The organism is Myceligenerans halotolerans, from assembly GCF_054782975.1.
In genome coordinates, this window is sequence record NZ_BAAGRL010000034.1 from 72,569 (window position 1) to 87,916 (window position 15,348).

At 72.0% G+C, this 15,348-nt stretch carries 9 protein-coding genes; all 9 read right to left on the bottom strand.

The window, feature by feature from the left end:
- Positions 1-166 precede the first annotated feature (166 nt).
- A complete protein-coding gene (locus ACYVK5_RS20470) occupies positions 167-1,906 on the bottom strand; it encodes a dipeptide ABC transporter ATP-binding protein (protein WP_460707828.1) in 1,740 nt (579 codons plus the stop codon).
- The gene (locus ACYVK5_RS20475; protein WP_460707829.1) at positions 1,903-2,862 is read right to left on the bottom strand and encodes an ABC transporter permease; all 960 of its coding nucleotides are present in this window, start codon (positions 2,860-2,862) and stop codon (positions 1,903-1,905) included. Before ACYVK5_RS20475 ends, ACYVK5_RS20470 begins: the two co-directional genes overlap by 4 nt.
- On the bottom strand, positions 2,855-3,781 hold the full coding sequence (locus tag ACYVK5_RS20480) for an ABC transporter permease (RefSeq protein WP_460707830.1): 927 nt from the start codon (positions 3,779-3,781) through the stop codon (positions 2,855-2,857). The genes ACYVK5_RS20475 and ACYVK5_RS20480 overlap by 8 nt, the downstream gene beginning before the upstream one ends.
- Before the next feature lie 153 nt (positions 3,782-3,934).
- Positions 3,935-5,551 carry a peptide ABC transporter substrate-binding protein gene (locus ACYVK5_RS20485; RefSeq protein ID WP_460707831.1) on the bottom strand — a complete coding sequence of 539 codons (1,617 nt, stop codon included), beginning with the start codon at positions 5,549-5,551 and terminating at the stop codon, positions 3,935-3,937.
- A gap of 271 nt (positions 5,552-5,822) precedes the next feature.
- Positions 5,823-6,542 (bottom strand): ABC transporter ATP-binding protein, encoded by a 720-nt coding sequence (locus ACYVK5_RS20490; protein WP_460707832.1) that lies wholly within the window; start codon positions 6,540-6,542, stop codon positions 5,823-5,825.
- Entirely contained in the window at positions 6,539-7,540 is a 1,002-nt protein-coding gene (locus ACYVK5_RS20495) for an ABC transporter ATP-binding protein (RefSeq protein WP_460707833.1), read from the bottom strand. The genes ACYVK5_RS20490 and ACYVK5_RS20495 overlap by 4 nt, the downstream gene beginning before the upstream one ends.
- Positions 7,541-7,573: 33 nt before the next feature.
- Complete coding sequence (locus ACYVK5_RS20500; protein WP_460707834.1) at positions 7,574-10,447, bottom strand: hypothetical protein; 2,874 nt, start codon at positions 10,445-10,447, stop codon at positions 7,574-7,576.
- Positions 10,447-13,821 carry an FtsX-like permease family protein gene (locus tag ACYVK5_RS20505; RefSeq protein WP_460707835.1) on the bottom strand — a complete coding sequence of 1,125 codons (3,375 nt, stop codon included), beginning with the start codon at positions 13,819-13,821 and terminating at the stop codon, positions 10,447-10,449. Before ACYVK5_RS20505 ends, ACYVK5_RS20500 begins: the two co-directional genes overlap by 1 nt.
- A gap of 169 nt (positions 13,822-13,990) precedes the next feature.
- Complete coding sequence (locus ACYVK5_RS20510; protein WP_460707836.1) at positions 13,991-15,301, bottom strand: citrate synthase; 1,311 nt, start codon at positions 15,299-15,301, stop codon at positions 13,991-13,993.
- Positions 15,302-15,348 lie beyond the last annotated feature (47 nt).

A 15,348-nucleotide genomic window follows, 5' to 3' on the forward strand; every position in this document is an offset into this window, starting at 1 on the left:
ACCGAGCCGCCACCCCACCAGTCCGCAGTTCCGCCGACCAAGGACGACGACGGCGACGGCTGGCTGTCCGTTCTGGGATGGTGCCCCCGTAGCGAAGAACGAGCGCAGGGGGTATCTCTTCCCAGAACGGACATCCGGCCGCCGCCGTCGCCGTCCGTCGCTACCCCTACACCGTGCCGATCTCCAGGCTCCCGCCCGGGATGGCAGCGAGCAGGTCCTTCGTGTAGTCCTGCTGCGGGTCGTCGAACACCTCGTCCGTGGTGGCGTGCTCCACGATCCGCCCGTCCTTCATGACCGCGACCAGGTCGGCGATCTGCCGCACCACCGCGAGGTCGTGCGTGATGAACAGGTACGACAGCCCGAGCTCGCCCTGCAGGTCGCCGAGGAGCTGCAGGATCTGCGCCTGCACCAGCACGTCGAGGGCGGACACGGCCTCGTCGAGCACGATGACCTCGGGGTTGAGCGCCAGCGCCCGCGCGACGGCGATGCGCTGCCGCTGCCCGCCGGACAGCTCGTTCGGGAAGCGCCGCATCGTCGACGCCGGAAGCGCCACCATCTCGAGCAGGTCGCGCACGCGCTGCTCGCGCTCCTTCTTGTTCCCCACCTTGTGCAGCCGCAGGGGCTCCTCGATCGAGTTGAACACCGAGAACATCGGGTCCAGCGACCCGTACGGGTTCTGGAACACCGGCTGCACGCGGCGCCGCATCGCGAACTGCTCACGGCCCGACAGCGTGGAGGTGTCCTTGCCGTCGAAGACCACCGTGCCCGACGTCGGCTCCAGCAGCCCCAGCACCATGTTCGCCGCGGTGGACTTCCCGGAACCGGACTCCCCCACGAGCGCCAGCGTCTTGCCGCGCGGCAGGACGAAGTCGATGCTGTCCACCGCGGTGAAGTTCGTGTGGCTGCCCGGACGGGAGCCGCGGATCTTGAACACCTTGGTGAGATCCTTGGCGACGACGACGTCCTTCGGCGCCGCCTTGTCGATCTTGACCTCGTGGCCCGCGATCATTTCCTCGGGCGTCATGCCCGCCTCGTGGGCGGACTGGATGCGGCGTGAGGCCAGGGACGGCGCCGAGGCGACCAGGCGCCGCGTGTACTCGTGCTGCGGGTTCTTGAGGATGTCCAGCGCCGGGCCCGACTCCACGACCTTGCCCTTGTACATCACCACGAGGTGCTCGGCACGCTCGGCGGCCAGGCCCAGGTCGTGCGTGATGAACAGGACGGCGGTGCCGAGCTCGCTGGTGAGACCCTCGAGGTGGTCGAGGATCTTCTTCTGCACGGTGACGTCGAGGGCCGACGTCGGCTCGTCCGCGATCAGGAGCTTCGGGCGTGCCGCGAGGCCGATGGCGATCAGCGCGCGCTGCCGCATGCCGCCGGAGAACTCGTGCGGGTACTGGAGCGCCCGGCGGTCGCCGTCGGGCAGCCCCGCCTCGCCGAGCAGTTCGGTGACCCGCGCCCTGCGCTCGGCCCTGGTGCCCTGGAAGCCGTTGGCGACCAGGGCCTCCTCGATCTGCGTGCCGATCCGCCACACCGGGTTGAGGTTCGACATCGGGTCCTGCGGGACCAGGCCGATGTCCCGGCCGCGCATGTGCTCGGTCGTCTTGCGGTCCAGGCCGACCATCTCGCGCCCGTCGAACGCGATGGATCCGCCGGTCACCTTGCCGGTGCCGGGCAGCAGGTCGATGATCGCGTGCGCGGTGGTCGACTTGCCGGATCCCGACTCGCCCACGATCGCCACGGACTGCCCCGGGTACACGGTCAGGTCGACGCCGCGGACGGCCTCCACCAGGCCGGTACCCGTGGTGAACGAGATCTTCAGGTCCTTGATCTCGAGCAGGGGCGCACTGTCGTCACGCATCCGGGCGTCCTCGGGCGTCTTCTCGGTCAGGTTGATCGTCGTCGTCATCGCTTACGCGCCTTCGGGTCGAGGGCGTCGCGCACGACGTCGCCCATCATGATGAAGCCGAGCACCGTCGTGCCGAGCGCCACGGCCGGGTAGAGCAGGACCTCAGGGGCCTGTCGGATGATCGTGCGGCCCTGGGCCAGGTCACCACCCCAGGAGACCGTCGACGACGGCAGACCGATGCCGAGGAACGTCAGGGTCGCCTCGGCGACCACGAAGGTCCCCAGCGCGACCGTGCCGTACACGATGATCGGCGCGGCGGCGTTCGGCAGCGCGTGCTTCACCAGGATGCCGATCCTGCTCATACCGAGCGCCTTGGCGGCGGTGACGAACTCGTTGTTCTTCACGCTGATCACCGACCCGCGTGTGATGCGGGCGATCGACGTCCAGCCGAAGCTGGCGAGCACGATCGCCACCGCGAACGCGTTGCGGTTCGGCAGCAGGGACAGGATCACCAGGGCGGCCAGGAAGAACGGGATCGCGAAGAAGATGTCGGTGATCCGCGACAGGATCGTGTCGAGCAAGCCGCCGAAGTAGCCGGCGATCGCGCCGATGGTGCCGCCCAGAATGACGACGAACGTCGTGGCCAGGACACCCACGGTGACGGACGGCCTGGCGCCGAAGATGACCCGTGTGTAGACGTCACAGCCGTTCTTGTCGGTGCCGAAGGGGTGCTCGCCCGACGGCGGGAGCAACGAATCCGCCAGGTCGCAGAGGCGCGGCCCGTGCGACGTGAAGACGCCGGGCATGATCGCGATGACGACGGACGCGGTCATGATCGCGAGCGCGATCCAGAACATCGGACGGCGCCGCATCTGGCGCCACGCGTCCTGCCACATGCTCGAGGGGGCCTTGTCCTCGGCGATCGCGTCGATCGCGCCGACCGTCACTTCCTCGGCCGGCGCCACGTAGCGATCCTGGCCCGGACGCGGGCCGTTGTCATAGCGGTTCTCAGGCATAGCGGATCCTCGGGTCCAGGACCGCGTACAGCAGGTCCACGAGCAGGTTCGCGGCGATGTAGACGAGCACGAGGATCGTCGCGATGGCGACCACGGTGACGTTCTCTCCGCGGATGATGGATTCGAAGAGCGTTCCCCCGACTCCGTTGATGTTGAAGATGCCCTCGACGACGATGGACCCCGCCATCAGGTTGCCCAGGTCGGCGCCGATGAAGGTCACGACCGGGATCAGGGAGTTACGCAGTACGTGCCGGTTGGTGACCTGGCTCCGCGGGAGACCCTTCGCCCGCGCCGTGCGCACGTGGTCCGCCGTCAGGTTCTCCGCGACCGACGTCCGGGTCAAACGCAGGATGTACGCCATCGACGTGCCTGCCAGCACCATTGCCGGCATCAACAGACTCTCGAAGTCGGGATCTCGCCCGGCCGTCACCGGAAGCCAGCCGAGCTGCACGCCGAAGATGATCTGCGCCACGAAGCCGAGCACGAACGTGGGCACGGCGATCAGCAGCAGGGTCCAGACCAGGACGGTCGAGTCGAAGAACTTGCCCTTGCGCATCCCGGCGATCAGGCCGAAACCGATACCGAAGACCGTCTCGATGACGAGCGCCATGATCGCGAGCTGGAACGTCACCGGGAAGGCGTTCGCGACGGTCTCCGCGACGGGCCGCCCGGAGAAGTCAGGCCCGAGGTCGAAGGTGAAGATCCCCTTGAGGAAGTACAGGTACTGCACGAAGAACGGATCGTTCAGGTGGAACTGCTCCCGGATCTGTTCTGCCACGGACTCCGGCAGCCCGCGCTCACCACCGAGCGCGGCGACCGGGTCGCCCGGGCGCAGGAACACCATCCCGTAGACGAGCAGGGTGGCGCCGATGAACACAGGGATCACCTGCAACAACCGGCGTCCGATGTACCAGAGCATTGTGGTCTCCTTGTCAATTTCCGCCGCCCATTCTCCAGGATGCCGCCCGGAGTTCGTGTTGCGGCACAGGGCGAGGCGGGGCACGCACAGTCGCGTGCCCCGCCTCTCACCTGGAGTGACGCGTTCAGTCCGGCGAACCGGACGTGATCACGCTCACTCCGACTTGGTCACCTGGTACAGGATCGGGTCACTGTCCCAGCCGAACGCCACGTTGTCCACGGTCTCGGCGTAGCCGCCCGTGGCGTTGTAGTACCACAGCGGGATACCCGGCATGTCCTGGAACAGGATCTCCTGAGCCTCCTTGTAGAGCTCGGTGGCCTCCTCCGGGCTGGCCGCCGCGTTGCCCTCCGTCATCTTGGCGTCGAACTCCTCGGACGAGTAGTCCATGTCGTTCGAGCCGGCGCCCGTGCCGTAGATCGGCCCGAGGAAGTTGCTCATGGCCGGGTAGTCGGCCTGCCAGCCGCCACGGAACAGACCCTTGATCTCACGCGCGTCGCGGGCCTCGAGGAACTCGTCGAACACCGGGTACTGATCGAACTCGCACTCGATCTCCAGCGCCTGGCGGATCGTGTTGCACGCCGGGTCGATCCACGACTGGTGGTCGGAGTCGGCGTTCGAGGCGATGAACAGGGTGTAGTCGTCGCCCAGCGGGTCCATGTCCTCGGCCTCGTCCCAGAGGGTCTTGGCCTCCTCCGGGTTGTACTCGAGCACCTCGCTGCCCGGGATGTCGTCGCTCCAGCCGTTGATCACCGGGTTGGTGAAGTCGCTGGCGGGGGTGCGAGCGCCGTCGTACACGGTCTCGGTGATGGCCTCGCGGTCGATCGCCATCGAGATCGCCTGGCGACGCAGCAGGCCCGCTTCGCCCTGGAAGTCCTCGACGTACTCGGGAACGTTGATGACCTGGGTGACGGCCGCCGGCTGGTTCACCGCGCGGTCTTCCAGCTGCTCCTCGAACGTCGCGAAGGCCGAGGCCGGAACGTTGGGAACGATGTCCAGGTTGTTGGCGAGGAGGTCGTTGTACTGCGAGTCCTCGTCGGTGTAGGCGAGGAACTCGACGCCGCCGTTCTGCGGCACGCGGTCACCGATGTAGTCCGGGTTCGCCTCGACCGTGATGGCGGAGTCGTGCTCCCACTCGGTCAGGACGTACGGGCCGTTGCTCACCGGGGCCTCGCCGAACGCCTCGGGGTCGTCGAAGAACACCTCGGGCAGCGGGAAGAACGCCGCGTAGCCGAGGCGGACCGGGAAGTCGGACTCGGGCTGCTTCAGCGTGGCCGTGAACTCGGTGTCGCTGACGACCTCCAGGCCACCCTCCTCGATGATCGACGTGTTCTCCTCGTACGAGAAGCCCACGAACGGCTCGTAGAAGTAGGAGAGGTTGGCCGCGTTGTCGAGCTGGCCGCCCCAGTCCCAGGCGTTCACGAAGCTCTCGGCGGTGACCGGGGTCCCGTCGCTGAACGTCCAGCCGTCCTCGATCGTGATGGTCCACGTCACGTTGTCGTCGGACTCGATCGACTCGGCGATCTCATTCTGGACCGCGCCGTTCTCGTCGTAGTACACGAGGCCGGCGAAGATGTTCCGCACGACGAGGCCGCCGAAGACCTCGTTGGTGTTCGCCGGGATGAGCGGGTTCTGGGGTTCGCCGCTGCCGACGGTGATGATGGCTTCCGAGTCGCCATCGGTCTCACCGGTGCCGCCGCCGCACGCTGACAGGACCAGGGAGCCGGCAAGCAGAGCCGCCCCTACTCCCATGAGTCGCTTACGAGGTGTCACGTGTCCTCCTGGTTCGATGGTCACGCCGCTTCGCGGATCGCTGACGACGCTGTATCGGGCGCAGCACTGCGCCCGGTTGTGGGGCGCCACATTACCCGCCCTCGAGACCCCGTCGAAGGGTCTTCACACGAACGTGCCCGCAGTCGTGACCTTTTCGGTATGCCTTCGTAACACCATGTAACACGGACCTTCAGGGATTCTCCCGTCCAATGGTGGTTCGTCATCCGAACGTGACCGGAGGGCGGCGGTAACCCGCCATAACCGGTGGCGGCTACCCGCCAGCGGCGACCCTCCCGTCGTGGAGCTCGACCACCCGGTCCGCGCGCTCCATGAGGATCGGATCGTGCGTCGAGACCACGGCGGCCATGCCGCGTGCGTGCACGACGTCGCGGATCAGGTCCATCACCACGGCCGCCGTCGCGGAGTCGAGCTGCCCCGTCGGCTCGTCGGCGATGAGCACCTCCGGCTCGGCGACCAGGGCCCGCGCGATCCCGACCCGCTGCTGCTGGCCTCCCGACAGCTCGTACGGCCGCTGCTCGGCGTGTTCGCCCAGCCCGACGGCCTCCAGCGCCGCCCGCACACGCTCGGCGCGCTCGGCAGGCGCCACCCGGCGCAGCCGCAGCGGGACCTCCACGTTCTCGGCGGCCGACAGCACCGGCACGAGCCCGAACGACTGGAAGACGTACCCGATCTGCCCCTGCCGCGTCGCCAGGACCTCCCGCTCACGCATCGCGGTCACCTCGGCCTCGCCCAGCCACACCCGGCCCGACGTCGGCCGGTCGAGCCCGCCGAGCAGGTTCAGCAGCGTGGTCTTGCCGGACCCGGACGGCCCGCGCACGACGAGCAGCTCCCCGGACGCCACCGCGAGGTCGACGCCGTTCAGGGCGGACACCTCGCCGGCCCCGGACCCGAACACCCGGCTGAGCCCCTCGGCCCGCAGGATCGCGGTGCGCGCACCCGACTCCGCGCCCGCTTCGACTACCGTGCTCATCGCTCGCTCCCCTCGTCCGCCTCGGTCACCCGTGAGGAGGCGTCCGGCCACACCCCCACGTGGTCCTCCTCCAGGGCGAGGCGCACCCGGTCCTTCAGGGTCAGCGACCGCATGAAGTCCTCGGGAAGCTGGAGCCGGCCCACCCGGTCCAGCACCGCGAACTCCTCCGAGATGTGCCGTGCGCGGCCGTGCTCGTCCGTCTCCGTGCGCCGCAGCGTCTCGGTGGACGTCCGCCCGTCCCGGATCTGTACCGTGCGCGCCACGTGCTCCGACACGGTCGGGTCGTGGGTGACGATCAGGGTGGTCACGCCGGTCTCGCGGTTCACCCCGCGCATCGCCTCCAGCACCTCGACGCTCGTGGCCTCGTCGAGCTCGCCCGTCGGCTCGTCGGCCAGCAGCACGCGCGGGGAGTTCGCCATCGCGACGGCGATCGCCACGCGCTGCTGCTGCCCGCCGGACATCTGGTCCGGCCGGCGTCCGGCCATGTCGCCGATCTCCAGCAGCTCGAGCAGTTCGTCGACCCGGCGCGCGCGGGCGCCGCGCTCCCGCCGCGAACCGGCCGCCAGTTCCAGCGGCAGCAGCACGTTCTCCCGGGCGGTCAGGTACGGCAGCAGGTTGCGGGAGGTCTGCTGCCAGACGAATCCGACCGTATGCCGCTGGTAGGCGACACGCTCCGTCGGCCCCATCGCCAGCAAGTCCGTCCCGGCCACCGTCGCGGTGCCGCCCGTCGGCGTGTCCAGCCCGGACAGGATGGTCAGCAGGGTCGACTTGCCGGACCCCGACGCGCCCACCACCGCGACGATCTCACCGGGTTCCACGGTGAGGTTGAGCCCCTGCAGCGCCTGCACCTCGACGCCGTCGGTCGCGAAGATCCGCACCAGGTCGCGGCACAGGATCTCGCCGCCGTTCTGCCCCGGCTGTCTTGGGGCGTCCGCCGCCGCGCCCCGGCGCGAGGCACCCGGCGTCCGGCCGTCGTCCAGATCGATCACCGTCGTCATGTCACCGCTCCTTCTGTCATCGCTCGATTTCTCTCATCGCTCGATGCGCAGCTGCGCCGCGATCTCGTGCCGTCGTCCCAGCGCGGCGGCCAGCCCGGCCGCCGCCGTCGCGACCACGACGAGCCCCGCGGCCAGTCCGGCGGTCAGGACGGGATCCCAGCGCACGTCCGGTGGTTCCGCGCCGCCGGTCAGCGCGGTCACGTCCACCGCTGCGAGCAGAACCACGGGCACGACGCCGCCCAGCACCGCCCCCGCGACGACGGCCACCGCGATCCACGGTCCGATCTCCCACCCGACGAGCCCGCGCCCCTGCCGCGCCGACAGCCCGAGCGTCCGCAGCACCGCGAGGAGCCTCGACCGCGCGGGCGCCGCCAGCATGAGCGTCATCACCAGGACGGCGCCCACCAGCAGTCCGGCGAGCCCGACGGCTGCGACGAACGCCGCCACGAGTCCCTCCGATGCGGGCGACCGGAGGATCTCCCGAGCCTGAGCGGCAGGGTCGTCGACCACGGCGTTCGGCAGCACGTCCCCGATGTCGCCGACGACGGCGGTCGCGGGCGCGCTTCCCCCACCGCCCGCGACCGGCCCCGCGTCGTCGTCCAGCGCCAGGAGCGCGACCCTCGCCCGCGAACCGGAGATCACCGAGGTGTCGTCCCCGTCCTCCGGGGTCGCCTCCTCGTCCGTGGCCTCGGCCAGGTGCTCGCTCGCCGCGGCGGCCAGGCGGGCGTCGTCCGCCAGGACCAGTACCTCCCCGCCCGGGAGGCCGGCGACCTGGTCGACCGCCTCGACGACCTCCGCCGTCACGACGACGTCCGGCAGCCGCAGCTCCACCGGCTGGCCGACGTCGTAGCCCGTCGACCTGGTGACGAGCAGAGGCACGGGCTCCGATTCGGGGCCCGCTCCGAGGCTGCCGGTCCGGACCGGCGCGTCCGCGATCCCCTCCTGGGCTCGTGCCATCGCGGCCGCGTCGGTGGTGAACAGCGTGGCGCGCACGCCGTTCCCGCCCGGTACGGCGACCGCGATCCGGTCGTGGTCCGTCACGGGCGCGACCGCGCGGACCCCGTCGATCGCGGCCAGTTCCGCGGCGACGTCGGCCGAGACCTCCGGCCCGGACACCCGCAGGTCGGCGCCGACGTCGTGCCAGGCCTCGCGAGCCACGCCGCCGGTCACCGTCGAATACAGCACCGCGGCGGTCGCCGCCACCGACACGCACAGCACCAGCGCGATCGCCGGGACGACGCCGCCCGCAGGGTCGCGCGTCGCCCGCGCGGCGCCGAGGAACGGCACCAGGTCCCGGCGTCGGGCGAGCACCCGTTCGACAGCCAGGGTGACCAGCGGGAACAGCCTGACCGCGAGCAGCGTGACCGCCAGGGAGAGCAACAGCGGCGACGCCGCGAGCAGGGGGTCCACGCCCGCCGTCGGGAGCGGGTCGGCCGCCCCGCCCCCGCCGTCGTCGTCGGCGCCGGGATCGACGGCACCGCCGACCACGCCCCGCTGCAGCAGCAGCGTCGTACTGACCACCGCGCTGACCAGCACGAGGACCTCGAGGATCCAGCGCGCCCGGCCGCGGCCGCGGCCCAGGTCGGTCCGCCCGCCCCGCAGTCCCCGGGGCCCGGCCGCCAGCGCGAGGGCGACACCCGGGCCGAGCCCGGCCGCCGCCGCGAGCGCCACCTGGGCCGCCATGACCTGCCCGGGCACGGCCCACAGCCCGGCCGCGAACCCCGCCCCGGCCGCCAGGAGGCCGACCGCGGCTCCCTCGAGACCGGCCATGGCACGCAGCTGTGCGTCCGACGCACCGCGCGCGTGCAGGAGGGCGAGGGCGGGGCGGCGCCGGTCGATGACGAGGCGCGCGCCGAGTGCCAGGACCGCGAGGGCGGCGCCGAGGGGGCCGGTGGCGAGCACGGCGATGATGGCGTCCACGCTCACGCGCTGGGCGAGGAGGGTGGCGAGCACGCCGGTGAGGCGGCTGTCGAGGTCGACGGCGAAGCCCGCGGGGCTGCCGTCGTCCACCGGGATCTGCTGGGCGTCGATGCCGCGGACCTGGGCGAGCACGTCGGGCACGTGGTCGGCACGGAGGCCGTCGCCGCTGACGGGGATCCAGGTGGTGGTGCCCGCGCTGCCCCAGGAGAGCGGACCGATCATTGCCGGGTCGACGTAGGCGGCGGCCTCGGCGTTGAGCCCGGTGTTGGGATCCTGGATCACGTTGGGCACGCCGCCGAGGGGGTTCTGCCGCCACCAGGAGCCCTGGGGGTCGCCGTCCTGCTCGTAGATCCCGGTCACGACGAGGGGGCCCCAGCCGCTGTTCGCGCGGGAGCTCAGGGGGGTCCTGCTGGACCCTTCGGCGCGCAGTTCGTACTCGTGTCCGGCTTCCCACCCGAAGCGCTCGGCGGCCTGCCGGGAGACCGCGACCTCGTAGGGGTACCGGGATTCGCGTGCCTCCTCGCTGCCGTACTCGAACTGGTCCAGGGGGCCGGCGGTCGCCTCGGGCCATCGGCCCTCGACGAGCGTGGCGTTCTCGTCCAGGTGCGGGGTGGCGCGCAGGACGAGGGAGACGCTGAACAGGCTGCTGTCGGGCAGGGGGGTGACGGACTCGGGCTCGGCGGCGCTGACCTGGAAGCCGGGGTCCCCGAGGAGGCCGTGCAGCGGCTCGGGCTGGTCGTCACGCAGCTGGGTGAGCCCGGCCAGGTACGCGTCCCAGTCGTCGGGGACCTGCGGGCCGGTCACGGCGATGAGGTCCCGGGTGAGCGGTGTGGTCTCGCCGACGGTCCACGCGGCCTGGTCGCTGTGCATCGCCGCGACGGCGCGCGGCGCGGCCGCGAGGACGAACGCGGTGACCAGGGCGACGACGCCGAGCGTGAGCACCGCGCCCCAGGACGCGGCGAGCTGCCGCCGTACGTACCGGAACATCAGCGCACCTCCTCGCGATAGGTGGTGTCGCGGGCCTGCGCGGCGACGCGCGCGCCGACGAGGCCCCCCACGACGACGAGCCCGGCGAGTGCGGCGCCGAGGACGGCGGCGACTCCGGCGCCCTCGACGACGAACCGGGTGGGGACGTCCGCGTCGACACCGGTCAGAGTCGCCTGCGCGAGCCCGCCGACGACGAACCGGGCGACCACCCAGCCGGCAGCCACGCCGAGCACGACGGCCGCCGCTCCGACCGCGACGAGCTCCGTCGCGCGGGCGCGGGCCTGCGCCGTGGGCCCTAGCCCGACGGCGCGCAGCACGATCACCTCGGCCCGGCGCTGGCGGAGCATCGCGACGGCGGCGACGAGGACGCCGACCAGGGCGAGCGTCGTCGCGCCGACAGCGGTGAGCCAGTAGGCGACGCGCACGGGCGCGGCGGCGTCGATGGTCACGGAGTAGCCGGGGGTGCTCACGCCGGCGGTCTCGCCGTCGTCGGCGCGGAGGTCCGCGGCGGTCTCACGGACCGCGGTGGCGGCGGCGTCGATCCGGTCGGAGACGGTGGTCTCCGCTCCGGCGGACGCGTCGGGGTCGGCCGGCCCTCCTGGCTCTGCGGCGGCGATCCAGATCTCGTCGGCCGGGGCCGCTTCGCCGACGGCTTCGAGGCGCCAGACCGCGAGGCCGGCCGCGTCGGCGAGCACGACGCCCGGTTCGAGCAGGCCGGGGACGACGTCGGTGGTGGCCGTGATCTCGGCGTCCGCCGCCACCCCGCGGTGGGTCAGCTCGAAGACGTCGCCGACGCCGAGGCTCAGCGTGCGGGCGACGTGCTCGGTGACCACGACGGGCAGCGGACTCGCGGATCCGCCCGGCAGGAGGCGGAAGGGGAGGGCGCGGTTCCAGCCCCGGAGCTCCGCCTCGATCACGGGCCCGGAGACCTGCTCCTCGCTCCCGGACCCGGACGGTGCCAGGGCTCCACTGCTGGGGCTGCGGACGCGCCACTCGTCCGGCAGGCGGATCGAGGCGCCGTCGACGGCCAGGCCGTCGAGTGCCATCTCGTTGCGCGTCTCCAGTCTCCAGTCCGTCGGCATCGTCACGTCGACGGCGGCCACGGACCAGGGTCCCGCCTCCGGCGCGGGCGGCACCGGGGCGGCGAGCGCGTGCGTCACGGGTTCGCTGCCCACGGGGTTGGTCCCGTCGCCGTCGTCGTCGAGGTCGGGGTCCATCGGCGGCAGCTCCACCCGGGCGACGGACCCGTCCGGCGCGACGAGCAGGACCGCCGTCTGATACACCATGCCCTCCTCGATCTGGTCCAGGGCTTCGTCGCCGACCCCGTCGACCCGGGAGAGATGGAGGGGTTCCATGGACGCGGTCACGTCGAGACGCAGCGTCCGGGCGTCGTCGGGCAGCGGGATCGCCGGTTGTCCGGGGGCCGTGGCGGCGGCGAGGCCACCGACGTCGACCACCCCCTCGGGCGCGCGCATGACCCCCTCCAGGTCCGCCGCGGGCGCCGCGATCAGCGCGAGCGGGATCTCGCCGGCCTGCGCCTCGTCGGTGAGCACGGGCATCGCGGTCCCCACGCCGTCGGCGCGCGCGTACGCGGCGCGGGTCTCGGCGCGGGCCTCGTGGCCCGCGGGGAGCACGACCCGCACGTCGGCCCCGTTGCGCAGGACCGCGACGTCGTCGGACAGGGCGCGTGCCGTGCCCGCGTAGGCGCCGGCGAGCGTCGCCGCGCCGCCCGACAGCGCCAGCAACACCACCGGGACCACGTAGACCACGAGCCGGCGCGCCACCTGGCGTGCGGCGAGCACTCCCCCCGCGCCCCGGCCACGGGCCGCCAGGCCCGCCCACGCCCGGGTGGCCGGGCCGAGCACGGCCATCGCCACCACCGCGAGCACGGCCAGCAGCAGGGCCGGGGCAGCGGCGGCCAGCGGGTCGGTGCGGGTACCGGACGGGGTGGTGACCAGGGGCGAGCCGTAGCGGGCGAGCGCCTGGGCGCACACCGCCGCGGCGGCCAGGGTGAGGACCACCGTGCCGACGGCGGCGACCTGCCGTACGCGGCCGGAGCGGTCGGTGACCCGGCGCCGGACCGCGGCGCGTGCCTGCGCCCCGGCGACGACGGCGGGCACGGCGGTGGCGGCGACCGCCACCGCCGAGGCCGTCACGACCAGCACGGACCACTGCCATGCCCCCGGCTCGAGGACCTGGAGCACGAACGCGGCGACGACGGCGCCCACCGCCGACGCCGTCACCGCCAGCACGGCGCCCTCCACGGTCGCCGCGGCCTGGACCGTCCCCGGATCGGCGCCGCGGGAGACGAGGAGCGCCACCTCACCGTCCCGTACCGCGGCGAGGAGCCGCGCCACCTGCACGAGCGCCACCAGGCCGGTCAGGGCGAGGACGACGAGCGCCACGAGGGCGACGGCGTCGGCCGCGCGGATCGCGGTGAGCGTGGTGCGGACGGTGTCCCCGAGGCTGCCGAGCGCCTGGAAACCGCGGATCGCGACGGCGTCGTCGTCGGACAGTGCGGTGTCGAGGTCGTCCGCCAGGGTGACCGACCGTTCCAGGTCCGCCGGGGTGATCCGCTCCGCGTCCGGGACCACGAGCCAGCGGGCGAACGGGGCGGTGCCGAGCTCCTCCAGGGCGCTGCTCGCGAGGAGGATCGGGCCGGCGACGGTGCCGTCGCCGCCCGTCGTGGTGACCGGGTCGCCGAACCACCGGGACGCGCCGGCGCCGGTGGTGACCTCCCACAGGCCGGAGACGACCACGGGGGTGCCCGTGCCCGCGGGGTCCTCGTCGTCGGCGCCCAGGAGAAGGGTGTCGCCGACCTCGATGCCGGCGGACTCGGCGGCGTCCGCCTGCACCGCCGCCTGCGGTGGCTCACTCTCCGGAGTCGCCTCGGGCCACGTACCGGCAGTGGTGTCGGCTATCTCGCGGTCGACGGCCGCCCACTCGCCCGGGGGGACGTCATCCGGCGTGCCGCCGGGCAGCTCGGCGCCGGCAGCGAGGAGGGCGGGGGTGGAGACCACCCAGCGCTCCTCCAGCAGCGTGCCTTCCATGGCGACCGGCAGCCCCTCGGTGCGGGTCTCGCGATACACCGCGTACGGCGTGCCGCCGAGGCGTTCGTCGACGGCCTCCGTGACCCGCGCGTCCTGTGCTGCGACGGACGCGCCGTCGTCGGCCAGCCGTGTCGTCAGGAGCAGCCCGCGCCCGGCGGGCGAGGCGGCGGACAGCCCGGTGCGGGCGTCGTCGACGCCGGCCGCGCCGACGTACCCGATGGTGACGCCGAGGCTGGCGGCCAGCCCTGCCACCAGCAGCCACACCAGCAGAAGCAGCCCGCGATGAGCTGCGGACCTGCGGGCGAGGAGGGTGGAACGGCTCACGCCCGAGAGACTAGCCCAGCATTTCGGACAGTCATGAGAACAATATTCGGCCCAGATCGACACGAGCCGGTGGTTCGGCGCCACCATCGGCCGGAACCGTGGCGACCCCGAACCACCGGCTCGTGTCGACCTCGGCCGAACGGTGCCCGCGCGACCGCCCGGCGGGAGTTCAGCGCTGCGAGACGGAGACGAACGTCCGTTCCGTCGCGCCCGTGTAGACCTGGCGCGGGCGGCCGATCTTCGTGGACGGGTCGTTCACCATCTCCTGCCACTGCGCGATCCAACCCGGCATGCGGCCCAGCGCGAACAGCGGCGTGAACATGGCGGGCTCGAAGCCCATCGCCTTGTAGATGAGGCCGGTGTAGAAGTCGACGTTCGGGTAGAGCTTGCGCTCCACGAAGTAGTCGTCGCTGAGCGCGATCTGCTCCAGGCCCTGGGCGATCTCCAGCAGCTCGTCCTTGGCGCCCAGCTTCTCCAGCACCTCGTCGGCGGACTTCTTCACGATGGCGGCGCGCGGGTCGTAGGACTTGTACACGCGGTGGCCGAAGCCCATCAGGCGCACGCCGTCCTGCTTGTTCTTGACCTTGTCCATGAAGGTCTCGACGGTGTCGCTGCCGGACCGGATCTTCTCCAGCATCACGAGCACGGCCTCGTTGGCCCCGCCGTGCGCCGGGCCGGACAGCGCGTTCACGCCGGCGGCCACCGAGGCGAACAGGGTGGCGTTCGAGGAACCGACCATGCGGACCGTCGACGTCGAGCAGTTCTGCTCGTGGTCCGCGTGCAGGATGAGCAGCTTCTCCAGCGCGTCGACGATCACGGGCTCGGCGGCGTACTCGCCACCCTCGTCACCGAACGTCTGGCGCAGGAAGTCCGCGACATAGCCGTTCGACGCGTCCGGCGCCACGAAAGCCTGCCCGGTACGACGGCGGTGCAGCGCCGCGGCGATCGTCGCCGTCTTCGCGAGCAGCATCGCCATGGCGGAACTGACCTGCGCCTTGTCTCGCGGGTCGACCACCTCGGGGTACCAGGCGGCAAGCGCGTTGATCGCGGCGGCCAGCGTCGCCATCGGGTGTCCGTCGGCCGGGAGCGCTGCCAGGAACGCGCCGAACCCGTCAGGCAGCTCGGCGTTCTTGCCGACCTTCTGCTCCCAGGCCGACAGTTCCTCGGCTCCGGGCAGTTCCCCGTCGATGAGCAGGGCGGCGACCTCGAGGAACGAGGCCCCCTCGGCGACCTGGTCGATCGGGTATCCGCGGTACCGCAGAATCCCCTGGTCGCCGTCGATGTAGGTGATCGCGGACTCGCACGACGCCGTGTTCGTGAACCCGGGGTCGAGCGTGACCAGACCGGTGTCCTTGAGCAGTGTGTTGACCTTGAATCCGCTGGCACCCTCACTGGCGCCGACGACGGACAACGGTCGAGCGGTGCCGTCGACGACGAGTTCGACGGTGGACGTGGCGTTCGCCGGCGTGGTGGACGTCATGACTTCCTTCCTCGAAGCACGCGGTGCGCTACCCCTCCTCAGGGGGA

Bases quoted from the DNA above. Each gene is read 5' to 3' on its own strand.
- ACYVK5_RS20500 (WP_460707834.1), bottom strand. From the start codon at position 10,447: ATGTTCCGGTACGTACGGCGGCAGCTCGCCGCGTCCTGGGGCGCGGTG.
- ACYVK5_RS20475 (WP_460707829.1), bottom strand. From the start codon at position 2,862: ATGCCTGAGAACCGCTATGACAACGGCCCGCGTCCGGGCCAGGATCGC.
- ACYVK5_RS20490 (WP_460707832.1), bottom strand. From the start codon at position 6,542: ATGAGCACGGTAGTCGAAGCGGGCGCGGAGTCGGGTGCGCGCACCGCG.
- ACYVK5_RS20470 (WP_460707828.1), bottom strand. From the start codon at position 1,906: ATGACGACGACGATCAACCTGACCGAGAAGACGCCCGAGGACGCCCGG.
- ACYVK5_RS20480 (WP_460707830.1), bottom strand. From the start codon at position 3,781: ATGCTCTGGTACATCGGACGCCGGTTGTTGCAGGTGATCCCTGTGTTC.
- ACYVK5_RS20510 (WP_460707836.1), bottom strand. From the start codon at position 15,301: ATGACGTCCACCACGCCGGCGAACGCCACGTCCACCGTCGAACTCGTC.
- ACYVK5_RS20495 (WP_460707833.1), bottom strand. From the start codon at position 7,540: ATGACGACGGTGATCGATCTGGACGACGGCCGGACGCCGGGTGCCTCG.